10 protein-coding genes and 3 tRNA genes are annotated in these 16,372 nt (G+C 70.2%); 11 read left to right on the top strand and 2 right to left on the bottom strand.

Annotation, left to right across the window (positions count from 1 at the left end; genetic code table 11):
* The first annotated feature begins 20 nt into the window (after nucleotides 1–20).
* The 4 genes from BN1056_RS08515 to BN1056_RS08500 all read left to right on the top strand — a co-directional run bounded on the left by BN1056_RS08515 (nucleotide 21) and on the right by BN1056_RS08500 (nucleotide 5,668).
* Nucleotides 21–1,511, top strand: a complete 1,491-nt coding sequence (locus BN1056_RS08515; protein ID WP_210580405.1) for an alanine/glycine:cation symporter family protein — start codon at nucleotides 21–23, stop codon at nucleotides 1,509–1,511.
* A gap of 3 nt (nucleotides 1,512–1,514) precedes the next feature.
* A complete protein-coding gene (locus BN1056_RS08510; RefSeq protein ID WP_210580376.1) occupies nucleotides 1,515–3,035 on the top strand; it encodes an alanine/glycine:cation symporter family protein in 1,521 nt (506 codons plus the stop codon).
* Between the two features lie 129 nt (nucleotides 3,036–3,164).
* Nucleotides 3,165–4,682, top strand: a complete 1,518-nt coding sequence (locus BN1056_RS08505; protein ID WP_210580375.1) for an alanine/glycine:cation symporter family protein — start codon at nucleotides 3,165–3,167, stop codon at nucleotides 4,680–4,682.
* 158 nt (nucleotides 4,683–4,840) lie between these two features.
* Nucleotides 4,841–5,668, top strand: a complete 828-nt coding sequence (locus BN1056_RS08500; RefSeq protein WP_210580372.1) for a fumarylacetoacetate hydrolase family protein — start codon at nucleotides 4,841–4,843, stop codon at nucleotides 5,666–5,668.
* A 15-nt stretch (nucleotides 5,669–5,683) separates the two neighbouring features.
* Here the strand turns inward: BN1056_RS08500 and BN1056_RS08495 are convergent, their stop codons facing one another.
* Nucleotides 5,684–6,940, bottom strand: a complete 1,257-nt coding sequence (locus BN1056_RS08495) for a MalY/PatB family protein (protein ID WP_210580370.1) — start codon at nucleotides 6,938–6,940, stop codon at nucleotides 5,684–5,686.
* 166 nt (nucleotides 6,941–7,106) lie between these two features.
* Between BN1056_RS08495 and gltX the strand changes: the two genes are divergently transcribed.
* Nucleotides 7,107–8,681 carry a glutamate--tRNA ligase gene (gltX, locus tag BN1056_RS08490; RefSeq protein ID WP_210580368.1) on the top strand — a complete coding sequence of 525 codons (1,575 nt, stop codon included), beginning with the start codon at nucleotides 7,107–7,109 and terminating at the stop codon, nucleotides 8,679–8,681.
* Between the two features lie 137 nt (nucleotides 8,682–8,818).
* Here the strand turns inward: gltX and BN1056_RS08485 are convergent, their stop codons facing one another.
* On the bottom strand, nucleotides 8,819–9,433 hold the full coding sequence (locus BN1056_RS08485) for a hypothetical protein (RefSeq protein ID WP_210580366.1): 615 nt from the start codon (nucleotides 9,431–9,433) through the stop codon (nucleotides 8,819–8,821).
* 903 nt (nucleotides 9,434–10,336) lie between these two features.
* Between BN1056_RS08485 and BN1056_RS08480 the strand changes: the two genes are divergently transcribed.
* The 6 genes from BN1056_RS08480 (at nucleotide 10,337) to BN1056_RS08455 (ending at nucleotide 16,341) form a co-directional block, all read left to right on the top strand.
* Nucleotides 10,337–10,408: transfer RNA gene (locus tag BN1056_RS08480), tRNA-Gln, on the top strand.
* A gap of 83 nt (nucleotides 10,409–10,491) precedes the next feature.
* Nucleotides 10,492–10,564, top strand: a tRNA-Glu gene (locus BN1056_RS08475).
* Nucleotides 10,565–10,597: 33 nt separating this feature from the next.
* A tRNA-Glu gene (locus tag BN1056_RS08470) sits at nucleotides 10,598–10,673 on the top strand.
* Between the two features lie 287 nt (nucleotides 10,674–10,960).
* Nucleotides 10,961–12,595, top strand: coding sequence for a ribonuclease J (locus BN1056_RS08465; protein ID WP_073331347.1), 1,635 nt, complete (start codon nucleotides 10,961–10,963; stop codon nucleotides 12,593–12,595).
* A 47-nt stretch (nucleotides 12,596–12,642) separates the two neighbouring features.
* Nucleotides 12,643–13,557 carry a PfkB family carbohydrate kinase gene (locus tag BN1056_RS08460; protein WP_210580404.1) on the top strand — a complete coding sequence of 305 codons (915 nt, stop codon included), beginning with the start codon at nucleotides 12,643–12,645 and terminating at the stop codon, nucleotides 13,555–13,557.
* A 54-nt stretch (nucleotides 13,558–13,611) separates the two neighbouring features.
* On the top strand, nucleotides 13,612–16,341 hold the full coding sequence (locus BN1056_RS08455) for an FtsK/SpoIIIE family DNA translocase (protein ID WP_210580364.1): 2,730 nt from the start codon (nucleotides 13,612–13,614) through the stop codon (nucleotides 16,339–16,341).
* Nucleotides 16,342–16,372 lie beyond the last annotated feature (31 nt).

Here is a 16,372-nt window from a genome sequence, read left to right as displayed (position 1 = left end):
CCCCGATGCCTCAACCCGTCATGAGCCTCGCGAACCTGGAGAACACCCTCAACCAGGTCGACGACATCTTCTACACCTACTTCCTGGCCGCCCTGCTGATCGCCGTCGGCATCTACGTCACCATCCGCACCCGCGCCGTGCAACTGCGCCATTTCGGCTCCATGCTGCGGGCCGTGGCCTCCTCCCGGTCCGGCGCCCAGGGCGGCATCTCCTCCTTCCAGGCCTTCGCCGTCGGCCTGGCCGCCCGCGTTGGGATCGGCAACATCGCCGGGGTGGCGCTCGCCGTCGTCGCCGGTGGCCCCGGCGCCCTGTTCTGGATGTGGGTGGTGGCCCTGATCGGCATGGCCACCAGCTTCACCGAGTCAACCCTCGCCCAGATCTTCAAGGAGCGCGGCCGCGACTTCACCTTCCGCGGCGGGCCCGCCTACTACATCAAGAACGGGCTCGGCTCCAAGACCTGGGGCGCCATCTTCGCCGCCATGTGCATCGTCAGCGTCGGCGTCACGGTGGTGATGGTGCAGACCAACTCCCTGGCCGGCGTCGTCTACGCCACCGTGCCCACGGTTGAGCCCTGGATGGTCGGCGTGGCCCTGGTGCTGCTGACCGGGCCGGTGGTGCTCGGCGGGCTGAAGTCCGTGGCCCGGGTAACCGAGGTCGTCGCGCCCCTGATGGCCCTGGCCTACGTGCTGGTCACCATCGTGGTGATCCTGATGAACCTCGGTGAGATTCCCACCGTCTTCGGTGAGATCTTCCGCGGCGCCTTCGGCCGGGACCAGGCCCTGTTCGGAACCGCCGGCGGCATGCTCGCGGCCGTACTCAACGGCGTGCGCCGCGGCCTGTTCTCCAACGAGGCCGGCCTGGGTACCGTTCCCAACGCCGCCGGCACCGCCACCACCAGCCACCCCGTCCGCCAGGGCCTGATCCAGTCCTTCGGCGTGTTCGTGGACACCGGCCTGGTGTGCACCGCCACCGGCCTGCTGATCCTGCTGGCCACCGACACCTACCAGCCCGGCAACGAGGGACTCGTCGGCGCCGTCCTCACCCAGCAGGCCGTCGCCGAGCACCTGGGGCAGTGGACCACCTGGCCGATCGTGGTGCTGATCTTCGTGCTGGTCTTCTCCACCGTGCTCGGCTGCTACTCCTACTCCCAGGTCAACGTCAACTACCTGGGCGGCGAGCGGCGCGCCGAGCAGGCCTTCGGCATTCTGCTCACCGCCGCCGCCTTCGCCGGCACCGTCCTGACCCTGCCGATCGTGTGGGCCCTGACCGACATCGCCCTGGGCCTGCTGGGCGTGATCAACCTGGTGGTGATCGTGCGCCTGTTCCCGTGGGTGCGCGGTGCCCTGCGCGACTACGAGGCCCAGCGCGCCGTCGGCGCCATCCCCGTGTTCGTCGGCCACGGCAACCCGCTGATGCCGGGGGACACCCTGCCCGGCGTGTGGGAGGAGCCCGCCGCCACCGCCGACGGCCGGCTCGACGCCGTCGACGACGCCCGACTGATGGGGAACTGAACCATGGACGCCCTGAACGAACTACTCACCGGTGCCTCCAACCTGCTGTTCGGCACCATTCTGATCTGGCTGCTGCTGGGGGCGGGCGCCTGGTTCACCATCCGCACCCGCGGCCTGCAACTGCGGCACCTCGGCTCCATGATGCGCTCGGTGGCCGGCTCCCGGTCCGGCGCTCGCGGCGGCATCTCCTCCTTCCAGGCATTCGCCGTGGGGCTCGCCTGCCGCGTGGGCACCGGCAACATCGTCGGCGTCGCACTCGCCCTGGTCCTCGGCGGTCCCGGGGCCGTGTTCTGGATGTGGGTGGTGGCCCTGCTCGGCACCGCCACCGCCTTCGTGGAGGCCTCCCTGGGGCAGCTGTTCAAGGTGCGCCGCGGCGACGGCACCTACCGGGGCGGCCCCGCCTACTACATGGCCCGCGGCATGCGCCTGCCGGTGCTCGGCGGCGTGTTCGCCGTCGTCTTCATGGTGGCCAACGGCCTGGCCATGCCCATGGTGCAGGCCAACGCCATGACCGCGGCGCTGGGCGCCTCCACCGGCCTCAACCCCTGGCGGGGCGCGGCCATCGTCACCGTGCTGGTCGCCCCCGTGCTGCTGGGCGGGCTGCGCTCGGTGGTACGGGTGACCGAGTGGCTGGCCCCGATCATGGCGACCCTGTACCTGCTGCTGGTGCTGGTCATCATCATCACCCACCCGCTGCAGGCCGCCGAGGCGATAGGCGACATCTTCGCCGCCGCCTTCAACCTGCGCGCCGGCCTGGCCGGCACCGCCGGCGGCATCACCGCGGCACTGCTCAACGGCGTGCGCCGCGGCCTGTTCTCCAATGAGGCGGGCCTGGGCGGGGCCGCCTGCGCCGCCGGCTCGGCGACGGTCGCCCACCCGGCTCAGCAGGGCTTCGTGCAGGTCTTCGGCGTGCTGGTGGACACCCTGTTCGTGTGCACCGCCACCGCCCTGGCCATCCTGATCGCGGGCCGTTCCGACGGCGCCGTATACACCCCCGGCGTCACCGGCGCCGGCGACTCGGACGTCTCCGGCACCCTGACCCAGACCGCGATCGGGGCCACGCTGGGGGATTGGACCAGCTGGCCGATGACGCTGCTGGTGTTCGTGCTCGCCTACTCCACCATCCTGGGTGCCTTCTCCTACGCGGAGGTGTGTCTTGATTATCTGACCCGCACGCCCTGGGTGACGACGGCGCTGCGCGTGGCCGCCGTCGCCTGCGCCTTCATCGGCGGCGGGGCCGCCCTGACCACCGTGTGGACGCTGGCGGATGTGCTGCTGGGCATCGGCGCCGTTCTGAACCTGCTTGCCCTGGTGGCGCTGACCCCCTGGGCGGTCGGCGTGCTGCGGGACTGGGAGGACCAGCGCGCCCGGGTCGCCGCCGGGGCCCAGGCCGCCGGGGACATCCGCTTCGTAGCCCTCGACAACCCCTACCTGCCCGGGCCGCTGCCCGGTGACGTATGGGACGACGACGCCGTGAGATCGCCAACATTACGGGCGGATGACGCCGTGAACTCAATACAGTGAGGGCAGTTCCGCCTCATCCGCAGGCTTTGGCGCCTGCGGTTCTGGGACGGCTCAAACCGTCAAGGGGCGGTCCACGCGACCAGCCCCCGCGCCCTCCCGCCGGCGCATCCCGACTACGTCCGGAGACCCATGAATCCCACCGTTCTGCCGACCGCCGGCTTCTTCGACGGCCCCGCCAAGGTACTGGAGAACATCTCCGATCATCTCTACGGCGATTTGCTGGCCTGGCTGCTGATCGCCGCCGGCCTGTACTTCACCTGGCGCACGCGCGCGCTGCAGCTGCGACTGTTCGGGCAGATGCTGCGGACCATCACCTCCTCCCGGGGCGCCGTCGGTGAGGGCATGTCCTCCTTCCAGGCCTTCACCGTGGGGCTGGCCTCCCGCGTGGGCACCGGCAACATCGTCGGCGTGGCCATCGCCATCACCATGGGCGGGCCGGGCGCCGTGTTCTGGATGTGGTTGGTGGCCTTGGTGGGCATGGCGACCGGATTCGTGGAGTCCACCCTCGCCCAGCTGTTCAAGGTCGCTCACCCCGACGGCACCTTCCGCGGCGGCCCCGCCTACTACATCCACAAGGGCCTGGGCTCCAAGACCTGGGCGAGCATCTTCGCCGTGGTGATCACCTTCGTGTTCGGCTTCGCCTACGAGGCCACCCAGGCCAACGCGATCTCCAACGTGCTCAAGGGCACTTTCGACATCGAGCCCTGGGTCACGGCCATCGTGCTGGTGCTGATCACGACGCCCGTCGTCTTCAAGGGCATCAAGCGGGTTGCCGCCATCACCGAGTGGTTGGCCCCTCTCATGGCCCTGATCTACGTGATCATCGCCGTAGTGATCCTGGTGCTGAACGCCGGCGCCATTCCGGGCGCCCTGATGTCCGTGTTCGAGGGCGCCTTCGGGGCGAACCAGGCATTCTGGGGGCTCAGCGGCGGCTTCATGGCGGCGGCCCTGAACGGCATTAAGCGCGGCCTGTTCTCCAACGAGGCCGGCGAGGGCTCCGTGCCGAACGCGGCCGCCACCGCCACGGTGCACCACCCGGTGCAGCAGGGCTTCATCCAGTCCATGGGCGTGTTCGTGGACACCATCGTGGTTTGCACCGCCACCGCGCTGATCATCCTGCTGTCGGGCGTCTACGACCCGGCCACCGCCGACGTTGACGCCGCCGGCACGCTGACCGTCAACTCCGTCAGCAATGTGCTCGGCCCCTGGGCCCAGTACCTCATGGCCGTGGTGGTGTTCGTCTTCGCCTACTCCTCGCTGCTGGGCAACTACGCCTACGCGGAGGTCAACATGGACTTCCTGCGTGGCATGGGCCGGCGCCACTACGGGGTGCGCGCCATGATTGTGGTCGCCGCTGCACTGGGCGCGGTCGCCTCGCTGACCTTCGTGTGGAACCTGTCCGACGTCGTCATGGGACTGATGGCGATCATCAACATCATTGCGGTCCTCAGCCTGGGCAAGTGGGCCTTCGGGGCGCTGCGCGACTGGGAGCAGCAGCAGGCGGAGCTGCAGGCCGGGCTGCGGGACAATATCTACTTCGTGGCCACCGACAACCCCTTCCTGCCCGGGCAGCTGCCGGGCGACATCTGGACCGAGGAGTCCGCGGTCCAGCGCGACCTGGACGCGGTCGAAGTCTCTGCCGAATAGGCGGGCGGATCCGACCGGTCCGCGCGGCACAACGGTGTTCGCGGGCCCTCGCGGCGCGACGGTGCTCGCGGGCCCGTGCGGTACCGCCGCACTCGTCCGCCCGCGCGGCGCGACGGTGCTCGTCCGCCCGCGCGGCGTCAATCATCTAGGGTCATGCCATGAAGATCGCACGCTTTTCCACGGGAGACGAGCTCCGCTACGGCATTGTTGACGGCCTGCCCACCGATGAGGCGACCCCCTCGGGCGAGTCCGCCGGCCGCCTGCTGGTGCTCAAGGGCGACCCGCTGTACACCGTCCCCGAGGCGACCGGCGAGGTGGTGCCCCTGAACGAGGCGCGCCTGGTCTCCCCGGTGATCCCACGCTCCAAGGTGGTGGGCATAGGCAAGAACTACGCGGCCCACGCCGCCGAAATGGGCGGGGAGGCCCCGGCCGACCCGATCGTCTTCCTCAAGCCCAACACGGCCGTCATCGGCCCGGACATGCCCATCGTGCTGCCCGACTGGTCGCGCGAGGTCCATTACGAGGCCGAGCTCGCCGTGGTCATCAAGACGGTCGTCAAGGACGCCTCCCCACGCGATGCCGCCGCCGCGGTCCTCGGCTACACGGTCGCCAACGACGTCTCTGCCCGCGACTGCCAGCGCCAGGACAGCACCTGGACGCGCGCCAAGGCATTCGACACCTCCTGCCCGCTCGGGCCCTGGATCGAGATTCCGGAGCCCGCGGGCGAACGCCCCGCCTTCGACCCCGCCGACGCCGTGGTGCGCGCCCGCGTGGATGGGCGGGTCGTACAGGAGGGCAACACCGCCGACATGATCCATTCGGTTCCCGAACTGATCGCCTACGTCTCGCGCATTTTCACGCTGCTTCCCGGCGACGTCGTACTCACGGGCACGCCCGCCGGCGTCGGTGAGATCCACGCCGGCCAGCGGGTGGAGGTCGAGGTCGAGGGAATCGGCTCCTTCGGCAACCCGGTCGTGCGGCGCTGAAGCGGGCGTCCCGGCTCAGGAGCGCAGGCGGGCGACGGCGTCGACCAGGCGCTGGAGCGCCTGCCGCATGATTCCGCGCCCGGTGGCCAGGTTGAGCCGGCAGAACGACTCGTAGCCGGCCCCGAAGGCGGCCCCGTCGTTCATGACGACCCCCGGCTCGCGGCGGAAGTAGTCCGCCGGGGTCACGCCGTCGGGCAGCTCCAGGCCGGAGCAGTCCAGCCAGGCCAAGTAGGTGCCGGACGGGACCGTGAGCTCGAGGCCGTCAACCTCGGCGAGTGTCTCGGCCACCAGCCGCCCATTGTCGCGGATGTATGTGCGCACGCAGGCGTTCCACTCCTGCCCGTCGCGCAGTGCGGCCACGGTCGCCTGCGCGCCGAGCAGCGACGCCTCATTAGCCAGGTGCTTGGACAGGGGGCTGTCATTCCAGGCCCGTCGGGCTCCGGCGGAGGCGATCAGCTGCGCGCACTTGAGGCCGGGCGTGTTCCAGCCCTTGGAGGCGGCGGTGGCGGTGAAGGTCAGGTCGGGGTCGGTGCCCGGGCGTGAGGCGTAGGGGACGTGCACGGCCTGCGGGTCCAGGATCAGCGAGTTGTGGATCTCATCGGCGAAGACCGGCACCCGGTAGCGGGCGGACAGCGCGGCGACGGCGTCCAGCTCGGCGGGCGACAGCACCCGCCCCACCGGGTTCCAGGGGTTGCACAGCACCAGCAGGCCGGCGCCGGCGGCCATCGCCGCCTCGATACCGTCCAGGTCCAGCGCCCAGGTCGTGCCTGCGGCGGCGTCGGCGGCCGCGGTGCGCAGGGACGGCACCTGCACGCATTCGCGTCCGTACAGGCCGGGGTAGGAAAGGAAGGGCATGTAGGCCGGGGTCGGCACGATCACGGCGCTGCCCGGTCGGGTGTGGTAGGCGATCACCGCGCCCAGGGCGGACAGCACGTCCGGCAGCAGGCTCACGTCCTGCGCGTCCACCCGCCAGCCGAAGGCCTCACCCTGGAAGCGGGCTGTTTCCTCACGGACGGACTCGGCTACCTGCGGGGGCAGGTAGCCGTAGGAGCCGTCCGTCACCGCGCGCTGGAGGACGGCGGTTACCGAGGGCGCCGTGCCCAGGTCCATCTCCGCCACCCAGGCGCCGATCACGTCACCGGGGTACATGGTCCACTTCAGTGAGCCGCGCCGCCGCATCACGTCGGGCGTCAGGGCGTCGAAGGCGGCCGTGGTGGCGGCGGCATTGAAGACGGGCGGGACGGCGTCGGGCGCAGGGCTGGCGGTACTCATGCGGGCAGTCTATGAAGACCGCCCGCTGCGGTGGTGTGACGGGCAGTGGCAGCAGCGCCGTCGGCGGGCGCGGGTGGGAGCCGGGCGTGGCGTGAACCATTGCCGGCAGCGCCGTCGGCGGGCGCGTGTCTGAGCCGGGCGCGCGGGCGGCTAGGGTTGGCCCATCATGAGTGACGACACCGCCAAGGCCCCCGCCTTCACCCCGCCCGCCCCCGGATCCTCACCGATCCGCGTCCGCTTCTGCCCCTCGCCCACGGGCACGCCCCACGTCGGCATGGTGCGCACCTGCCTGTTCAACTGGGCATATGCGCGGCACACCGGCGGCACCTTCGTGCTGCGCATCGAGGACACCGACGCCGCCCGCGACTCCGAGGAGTCCTTCGAGGCGATCCTCGACTCGCTGCGCTGGCTCGGCCTGGACTGGGACGAGGGAGTGGCCAAGGGTGGCCCGCACGCCCCCTACCGCCAGTCCCAGCGCACCGAGCTGTACCGGCAGGTCGCCGACGAGCTCCTGCAGGCCGGCTACCTGTACGAGTCCTTCTCCACACCCGCCGAGATTGAGGCGCGCCACCGCGCCAACGGCGAGGACCCCAAGCTCGGCTACGACGGCTATGACCGCGACCTGACCGAGGCGCAGAAGGCGGCCTTCCGCGCCGAGGGGCGCCGGCCCGTGCTGCGCATGCGGATGCCGGACGAGGACATCACCTTCCACGACCTGGTGCGCGGCCCGGTCACCTTCAAGGCGGGCTCCGTGCCCGACTACGTGGTGGTGCGTGCCGGCGGCGACCCGCTGTACACGCTCGTCAACCCCGTCGACGACGCCGCCATGGGCATCACCCACGTGCTGCGCGGGGAGGACCTGCTGTCCTCCACGCCCCGCCAGGTGGTCCTGTATCGCGCCCTGATGGAGATCGGGCGCGCGCAGCGGGTGCCCGAGTTCGCCCACCTGCCCTACGTGATGGGGGAGGGGAACAAGAAACTGTCCAAGCGCGACCCGGAGTCGAACCTGCTTATTCACCGCTTCCGCGGCATGGCGCCGGAGGGGCTGCTCAACTACCTGGCCCTGCTGGGTTGGTCCCTGTCAAAGGACGAGGACGTGTTCACCCCCGACCAGTTGGTGGCGGCCTTCGACATCCGCGACGTCAACCCCAACCCGGCGCGCTTCGATCCGAAGAAGTGCGAGGCCATCAACGCCGAGCACCTGCGCCGTCTGGAGGGCGAGGACTTCCGCAACCGGCTGGTGCCCTACCTGGCGGACGTCTACCCCGACCCGGCCGATCCCGACTGGACGGCCCGGCCCCTGGTCAGTGCCACTACCTTCGCCGAGTTGACGCAGCGCGAGCAGGAGATCCTCACCGCGGCGGCCCCACTGATCCAGACCCGTATCCAGCTGCTGCGCGAGTCCCGCGACATGCTCGGCTTCCTGCTGGTTGACGACGCCGACCTGGAGCTCGAGGAGCGGGCCGTGTCTCGGCTGAAGGACTCGGCCCCGCAGGTGCTGGACACCGCCATCGCCACGCTCGAGACGCTGCCCGAGCCGTGGCGCACCGAGGTGCTGGAGCAGGCCCTGCGTGCCGCCATCGTTGACGGCATGGGGATCAAGCCGCGTCTGGCCTTCGGGCCGCTGCGCGTGGCCGTCACCGGTCGGCAGGTCTCCCCGCCGCTGTTTGAGTCCATGGAGATCCTGGGGGCGGAGGCCTCCCTGGCGCGTCTGCGCGCCCTGCGCGCCCGCCTGGGCTGACTGGGCTGGAACCCGCGGAGCCCACGCATACACGAGTTCTTGGCGTTGACACGAGTTTTAGAGATTTGCGGGCGCTGCGCACGTGCAAACCTCTAAAACTCGTGTACGCGACGTGAACGCGTGTACTTGCAGGCTCCTCAGTCCCATAGTCCCCGGCGTCGTCGGGCATTGGCGGCGACGGCGGGCGGGAACATGCTCAGGACGTCCTGACAAAGTCGGGCCGCGTCGCGCAGGTGTTCGGCGGTGAACCGTTTGAAGGTCCAACCGGATGACTCCTGGATGAGATCCTGGCGGACCTTTTCATCCCAGGTCGTCCCCGTAACGGTGTACTTTTCGCGGCCGTCGTACTCCACGGCGATCCGCAGCGCAGGCCAGGCGAGATCGAGGAAGAAGTGGCGCCCCTGGCTAGGAATGTCGACCCGTTGCTGCAGCGTCGCGGAGGGCAGCCCGAGGGCCTCGACCTGCCAGCGCACCACGCTCTCACCTGGGGACTCCGAGAAGGGACTGGCGATTCGGGCCACCGCCCGCGCACGGACGGCGCCCTTCCGGCCGGCCTGCTCCTCCACCGCCTGCAGAAACCTGATGCGAACCTCCTGCCAGCGATGCTGCGATCCAGCAGGGTCGCGACGATCCGGACGGACCAGGGCGCGCATGGCCGAGTCCACGATGGTGATGGATTGGCATGCCGGCAGATCGAAAGCACAGTCGACCGCGGTGCGCATGAGGTCGGTCACCATGATGCCCTGGATCATGACCAATTGCTCGCTCGGGATCTGCAGTCTGCGTCTGCGCAGGTGCACCGCTCGCACAGCCGCACCCCTCGGCGCTAGGCGGGGAGTTCTTCCGCGGCGGAATTCCATCGCAGGCAGGACGATGGTAGGTGCCGAGGGACGTCTGGGAACGGCGGTCCAAACATCTGGTTCGGCATCGCGCACCCACGGACCGTGCACCAGCGCGGCGGACTCGTGAGTGAGGGCAATGGCGGATCGGCGCGTCTCCCATGCGCCCCGACAACGCGCCAGGCTGACCTCGTGTCTTTGCCGCCACACTTCGGTCTGCTCGGAGGGGCTGAAGTACACGCCACGCATGAGGCGCATGAGGCCGGGGCGGCTCGGCAGATGTGGCAAGTTACTTACCGCCGACAGGATGACCGGTGGGAGAGACGGCGGCGTCGGATAAGCGTCCATGCGCCGATCCTGCGGTCGGGGTGTGCGCAGTGCCACCAGGGGCGGCGAGTTCTGTGGACAAGGGGTGCACGAACCGCACCTGTGGACGCCGGTGAAGAGACCGGCGACCGGCCGATGCTCCGGCCCGTAGTCGACATACACGAGTTCTCGGCATTGACACGAGTTTTAGAGGTTTGCAGGCGCTGTACACGTGCAAACCTCTAAAACTCGTGTTCATGAGCCAAACACGTGTGTGTGCGGGCGGGTGCCGGCGCGGTGGGGCGCCATGGACTACGCCCTGGACGCTGTGGCCCGGGGCGGGGCGCACGCGCACGGCACGGCTGCCCGCCGTGGTGGCGAACAGGTCCGGGCGGGGCGCACGCGCAGGGTGTGGCTGCACTCACGGCGATCTGACTTGGCGTTGGCGGGGAGGCCGTGTAGATTACCGATCGCTGCCCGGGCGTTAGCCGCGCGGGTGCACCAATCTCTTGGGGTATGGTGTAATTGGCAACACAGGTGATTCTGGTTCATCCATTCTAGGTTCGAGTCCTGGTACCCCAGCCGAGTGCTGAAAGCCGCCAATCAGCCCATCGTTATTGATGGGCAGAGTACGGCCTCAGTGCCTCGAACAATTCAATATGCAGGCCCCGTTCGTCTAGCGGCCCAGGACACCGCCCTCTCACGGCGGCAGCGCCGGTTCAAATCCGGCACGGGGTACGAGCCACGGCTCCTCGCGGAGTCAGTTGGCAGGCCCCGTTCGTCTAGCGGCCCAGGACACCGCCCTCTCACGGCGGCAGCGCCGGTTCAAATCCGGCACGGGGTACCACCGAGCGCCGAGGATCCCCTCCGGAATTCAAACTCCCGAGGTCGGCGCTCTTCCCGACCCGGCCCACGTGGCCGGGTTTTTGTTTATCCTCCCCGCAATACCGGCGATAACCAAGCCCTGCGGCGCAGGGCCTTGGCGCGGCGGGTGCCCCGCATCCGGCGCCGATCCCCCGAAAACTCCGTGCGGAAGACCCCCGATGGCTCACCCCGGCCGGGCGAGTGGCTACACTCGCCGCCGTGACCAACTTCCCTAAGCTCAGCGCCCCCGGCCCGCTCCAGGACGGAGCGATGCGCATCACCCCTCTGGGTGGCCTCGGCGAGGTCGGGCGCAACATGACCGTCTTCGAGGTCGACGGCAAGCTGCTCATCGTCGACTGCGGCGTGCTCTTCCCCGAGGAGGACCAGCCCGGCGTCGACCTGATCCTGCCCGACTTCACCTACATCGAGGACCGCCTCGACGACGTGGTCGCCATGGTGCTCACCCACGGGCACGAGGACCACATCGGCGGTGTGCCCTACCTGCTGCGTCTGCGCGAGGACATTCCCCTGATCGGTTCCGACCTCACCCTCGCCTTCGTGGCGGCCAAGCTCTCCGAGCACCGCATCCACCCGGTGCTGCGCGTGGTCTCCGAACACGAGGAGGTCTCCTACGGGCCCTTCGACCTGGAGTTCGTGGCCGTCAACCACTCCATTCCGGACGCCATGGCGGCGATGATCCGCACCGACGCCGGCTCGGTGCTGATTACCGGAGACTTCAAGATCGACTCCCTGCCCATCGACGGGCGCATCACCGACCTGCGCTCCTTCGCCCGCTTCGGCGACGAGGGCGTGGACCTGTTCTGCGTGGACTCCACCAACGCCGAGGTCCCCGGCATGATCGGCCATGAGAACCAGATCGGCCCGGTCCTGGACGGCGTCTTCGCCGACTCCGAGCAGCAGATCATCGTCGCCTCCTTCGCCAGCCACGTGCATCGCGTCCAGCAGGTGCTCGACGCCGCCGCCCTGCACGGGCGCCGCGTCGCCTTCATCGGTCGCTCCATGGTGCGCAACATGGGCATCGCCGCCGAGCGCGGCTACCTGAAGGTACCCGAGGGGGTGCTGGTCAACGCCCGCGACCTCAGTTCCCTGCCGCCCGAGGAACGCGTGCTGATGGTCACCGGCTCCCAGGGCGAGCCCATGGCCGCCCTGTCCCGCATGGCCCATGGCGAGCACCGCTCCGTCACCGTGGAGCCCGGTGACACGGTGATTTTCGCCTCCTCCCTGATTCCCGGCAACGAGAACTCCGTATACCGGGTCATCAATCAGCTCATGCGCCTGGGGGCCCGCGTGGTCCACCAGGGCAACGCCAAGGTGCACGTGTCCGGCCACGCCTCCTCCGAGGAACTGCTGCACGTGTACAACATCGTCGGCCCCCGCAATGTCATGCCGATTCACGGCGAGATCCGCCACCTGGTGGCCAACGGGGCCCTGGCGGTCAAGACCGGCGTCGACCCCAAGCGGGTGATGCTGTGCGAGGACGGCGTCGTGGTCGACCTGGTCGACGGCAAGGCCCGCATCGCCGGCTCCGTGCCCTGCGGCTACGTCTACGTGGACGGCTCCTCGGTCGGCGAGATCGACGAGACCGAGCTCAAGGACCGGCGCATCCTCGCCGAGGAGGGCTTCGTGTCCGTCTACGCCGTCGTCGAGACCTCCACCGGCACGATCCTGGCCGGCCCGGACATTCAGGCGCGGGGCGTGGCGGAGGACGACTCCGTGTTCGACGAGGTCCTGCCCGACGTCACCAACGCGCTCGCCGATGCCCTGGACAAGGGCAACGCCGACGCCCACTCCCTCCAACAGGCCATGCGCCGCACCCTGGGCCGGTGGATCGGCCGCCGGCTGCGGCGCCGGCCCATGATCGTCCCGGTGGTCATCGAAGCATGAGCGCGCTCCGCAGCACCCTGATCAACCAGGGCGACGGTCAGCGGGCCATGCGCCGCCCCGCCTGCTTCATCTCCACCGGCTCCGTGCTGATCGACCTGCCGCTGCACGTCGAGCGCGTCCCCGCGCCGGGCGGCGCCGTCACCGCCACCTCGTCCGGCCCCACGGTCGGCGGCGGCTACACGGTCGTCTCCGCCGTCGCGCGCCAGGGACTGCCCGCCGCCCTGGCCGCCACCCTGGGCACCGGCCCCAACTCCGCCCAGGTGCGCGAGACGATGATGCACGACGGCGTGGAACTGCTGGTGGACGAGTTGGTGGGCGACATCGGCACCTGCACCACCCTGATTGAGCCCAGCGGGAGGCGCACCTTCATCACCACCGAGGGGGTGGAGGCCGAACCCCAACTGGAGGACCTGCAACGCATCGAGTTGCGGGAGGGCGACTGGGTTTACGCCACCGGCTACGACCTGGTGCACCGCTCCAGCCGGGACGTGCTCACCTCCTGGCTGCTGAGTCTGCCCGAAGGCGTCGGGCTGGTCGTCGACCTCGGCCCCGTGCAGCCGGAGATCCCCGACCACGTGCTGTTGCCCGTCCTGCGCCGCACCACCCTGCTGACCGGGAATCACTTCGAAACCACCCAGCTGACCGCCCGCCTGGGCAGCCCCGAGGCGCTGCGCCGCGCCTGCCCCGACGGCCTGCTGGTGCGTCGCACCGGCGTGCACGGCTGCGTCATGTGGCCCGTGGGCGGCGACCGCATCGAGGTGCCCGGGTTTGCCCGCGACGTGGTGGACACCACCGGCGCCGGCGACACCCACACGGGCGTGCTGGTGGTCGGCCTCATGGACGGGCTCGACGTCGTCGCCGCCGCCCGCCGGGCCAACGCCGCCGCCGCTGAGGCCGTCAGCCGGGTCGGGCCGGCCCGCGCCCCGCGGCGAGACGAGATAGACGCGTTCCTGCGCGCCTAGCCCGGCGTGGCAGGCCCGCCGCCCGCCGAGCGCGCGGGTAGCGTTGACGGCACCATGGCCAATTCTCGCACCAAGACTTCGCCGCCCCCCGCTCAGCCCGCCGGCGGACGCTACCGCCGTACCGGCTGGGCGTTCGTCGTGCTGGCGCTCGCCGTCGTGATCGGACTGCGCGAGTGGTTCGGCATCTCCGGCGCCGCCGGCGGCGTGCTGCACCACATCGCTGCCGGGCCGCTGGGGGTACTCGGAATCGCCGTGCCCGTGCTGCTGGCGGTCCTGGGCGTGGCCATGCTGCGCGCCCGCAGCTTCGCCGGCACGCCGGTGCGCGTGGCGGTCGGCTGCCTGGGGGTGCTCACCGGCGTGGCCGGCATCATCCACGTGACCTCCGGCAACCCCGCCCTCGACCACGGGATCGCCCCCCTGGAGCAGGCCGGCGGCCTGCTCGGCTGGGTGGTCGGCTACCCGCTGGCCACCCTGTTCAGTGCGGTCGGCGCGGTGATCCTGTTCGTCCTGCTGATCGTCTTCTCCGCCCTGGTCATTTCCGGCAAGACGGTCGCGGAGATCCGTGAGCGCCTGAACGAACGCCGCGCCGGCGTCGACGACGCGGGCCAGACCGCCCCCAACCTCGCCACTCGCACCCTGGGGCGGGTGCGCCGCGCCGTCGCCGGTGCGGACGAGGAGGCCCCCACCACCCGCTTGGACGCATACGACGGCGACGAGGCCTTCCGCAGCGCCATCGAGACCGACAAGCGCCCGCGTGGCAGCGGGCGGCGCAAGCGCACCAGCGCCCCCGCTGAGCTGCCCGCCGCACCGACGCTGGCCGGCGACGACTCCGCCACCAGCGTTCTGCCCGATCCGCCCGTCGACGTGCCCCTGGACGACGACGTCCCCGCCGTCCCCGCACGCCGGCCCAAGGCGGCCAAGGCCGCCAAGGGCAACAGCAAATCCGGCAAGGCCGCCAAGGCCGCCGGCTCCAAGCCGAATGCCGTCCCCGCGCCCCGGAGTGAGCCCGACGCCGTCACCCAGGAGACCCCCGCCGTCGCCGAACAGGACGAACAGGACTTCGCCGACGCCATCGCCCTGGGGCAGATGCAGCTGCCCGACGGCTCCACCTACCGTCTGCCCGCCGAGTCCCTGCTCGAGCCCGGCCATGGGCACGCCACCCGCACCGACGCCAACGACGCCATCGTCAACAAGCTGCAGGACGTGTTCACCGAGTTCGGCGTGGACGCCACCGTCACCGGCTACACGCGCGGCCCACAGGTGACCCGCTACGAGGTCCACCTGGGGCGCGGCGTGAACGTCTCCCGGGTCACCAGCCAGGAGAAGAACATCGCCTACGCGGTCGGCTCCGACGAGATCCGCCTGCTCACGCCCATCCCCGGCAAGAGCGCCATCGGCGTGGAGATCCCCAACTCCGACCGCGAGATGGTCAAGCTCGGCGACGTGCTGCGCTCCCAGGCCGCCAAGAAGCAGACCCACCCGCTGGTGGTGGGCCTGGGCAAGGACGTCGAGGGCGACTACGTGGTCACCAACCTGGCCAAGACCCCGCACCTGCTGGTCGCCGGCCAGACCGGCTCCGGTAAGTCCTCCTTCGTCAACTCCATGATCACCTCCATCATGATGCGGGCCACCCCGGAGGAGGTCCGCATGGTGCTGGTAGACCCCAAGCGCGTGGAACTGACCATCTACGAGGGCATCCCGCACCTGATCACCCCGATCATCACCTCCCCGAAGAAGGCCGCCGAGGCCCTGGAGTGGGTGGTGCGGGAGATGGACGCCCGCTACGACGACCTGGCCTCCTTCGGCTTCAAGCACATCGACGACTTCAACAAGGCGGTGCGCGCCGGCGAGGTGCAGCCCCTGCCCGGGTCGCAGCGGGTGATCGCCCCCTACCCCTACCTGCTGGTGGTGGTCGACGAGTTGGCGGACCTGATGATGACCGCGCCCAAGGACGTCGAGGCCTCCATCCAGCGCATCACCCAGCTGGCCCGCGCCGCCGGTATCCACCTGGTGCTGGCCACGCAGCGGCCCGTCGCCCAGGTGGTCACCGGGCTGATCAAGTCCAACGTGCCCTCCCGCCTGGCCTTCGCCACCGCCTCCCAGCTCGACTCGCGCGTCATCCTGGACCAGAACGGCGCCGAGACCCTCACCGGCCAGGGTGACGCCCTCTACCTCGGTCCGGGCGCCTCCACCCCGGTGCGCGTGCAGGGCTCCTGGGTGACCGAGTCGGAGATCCGCGCGGTCGTCGAGCACGTCAAGGGGCAGTTGCAGCCCGACTACCGCGAGGACGTGATCGTCCCGGAGGTCAAGAAGCAGATCGACGAGGAGATCGGCGACGACATGGACCTGCTGCTGCAGGCCGCCGAGCTGATCATCACCAGCCAGTTCGGCTCCACCTCCATGCTTCAGCGCAAGCTGCGAGTCGGCTTCGCCAAGGCCGGCCGACTCATGGACCTGCTCGAGACCCGCGAGGTGGTGGGGCCCTCGGAGGGCTCCAAGGCCCGCGAGGTGCTGGTCCAGCCCGAGCAGCTGGAGGAGACCCTCGCATGGATCAAGGGCGAGGGCGCCGCCCCCGGCAGCGAGGCGGATGCGGAGGCGGCCGCGCCCGCCGCGGACGCTGACGGCAGCGCCGACGCCACGACGACGCTGCCCACCGGCCGCTACGGCTCCGACCCCCTGGAGGCCGACCGGGGCCTGAGCGAGTCGGAGTCCTGGGACGACCTGGCCGCCGAGGAGGACTCCGAGGACGCCTGGAGCCTGACCGGTCGCGGCGCCTCCTGGTGAGGTGTGCGGCGGGGATCATCTAGGCTGGAGG

This window comes from Actinomyces succiniciruminis, assembly GCF_900002405.1.
Lineage (GTDB): Bacteria > Actinomycetota > Actinomycetes > Actinomycetales > Actinomycetaceae > Actinomyces > Actinomyces succiniciruminis.
The sequence above is the reverse complement of the archived record's forward strand: the minus strand, read 5'-3'. Positions and strand labels throughout refer to the sequence as shown.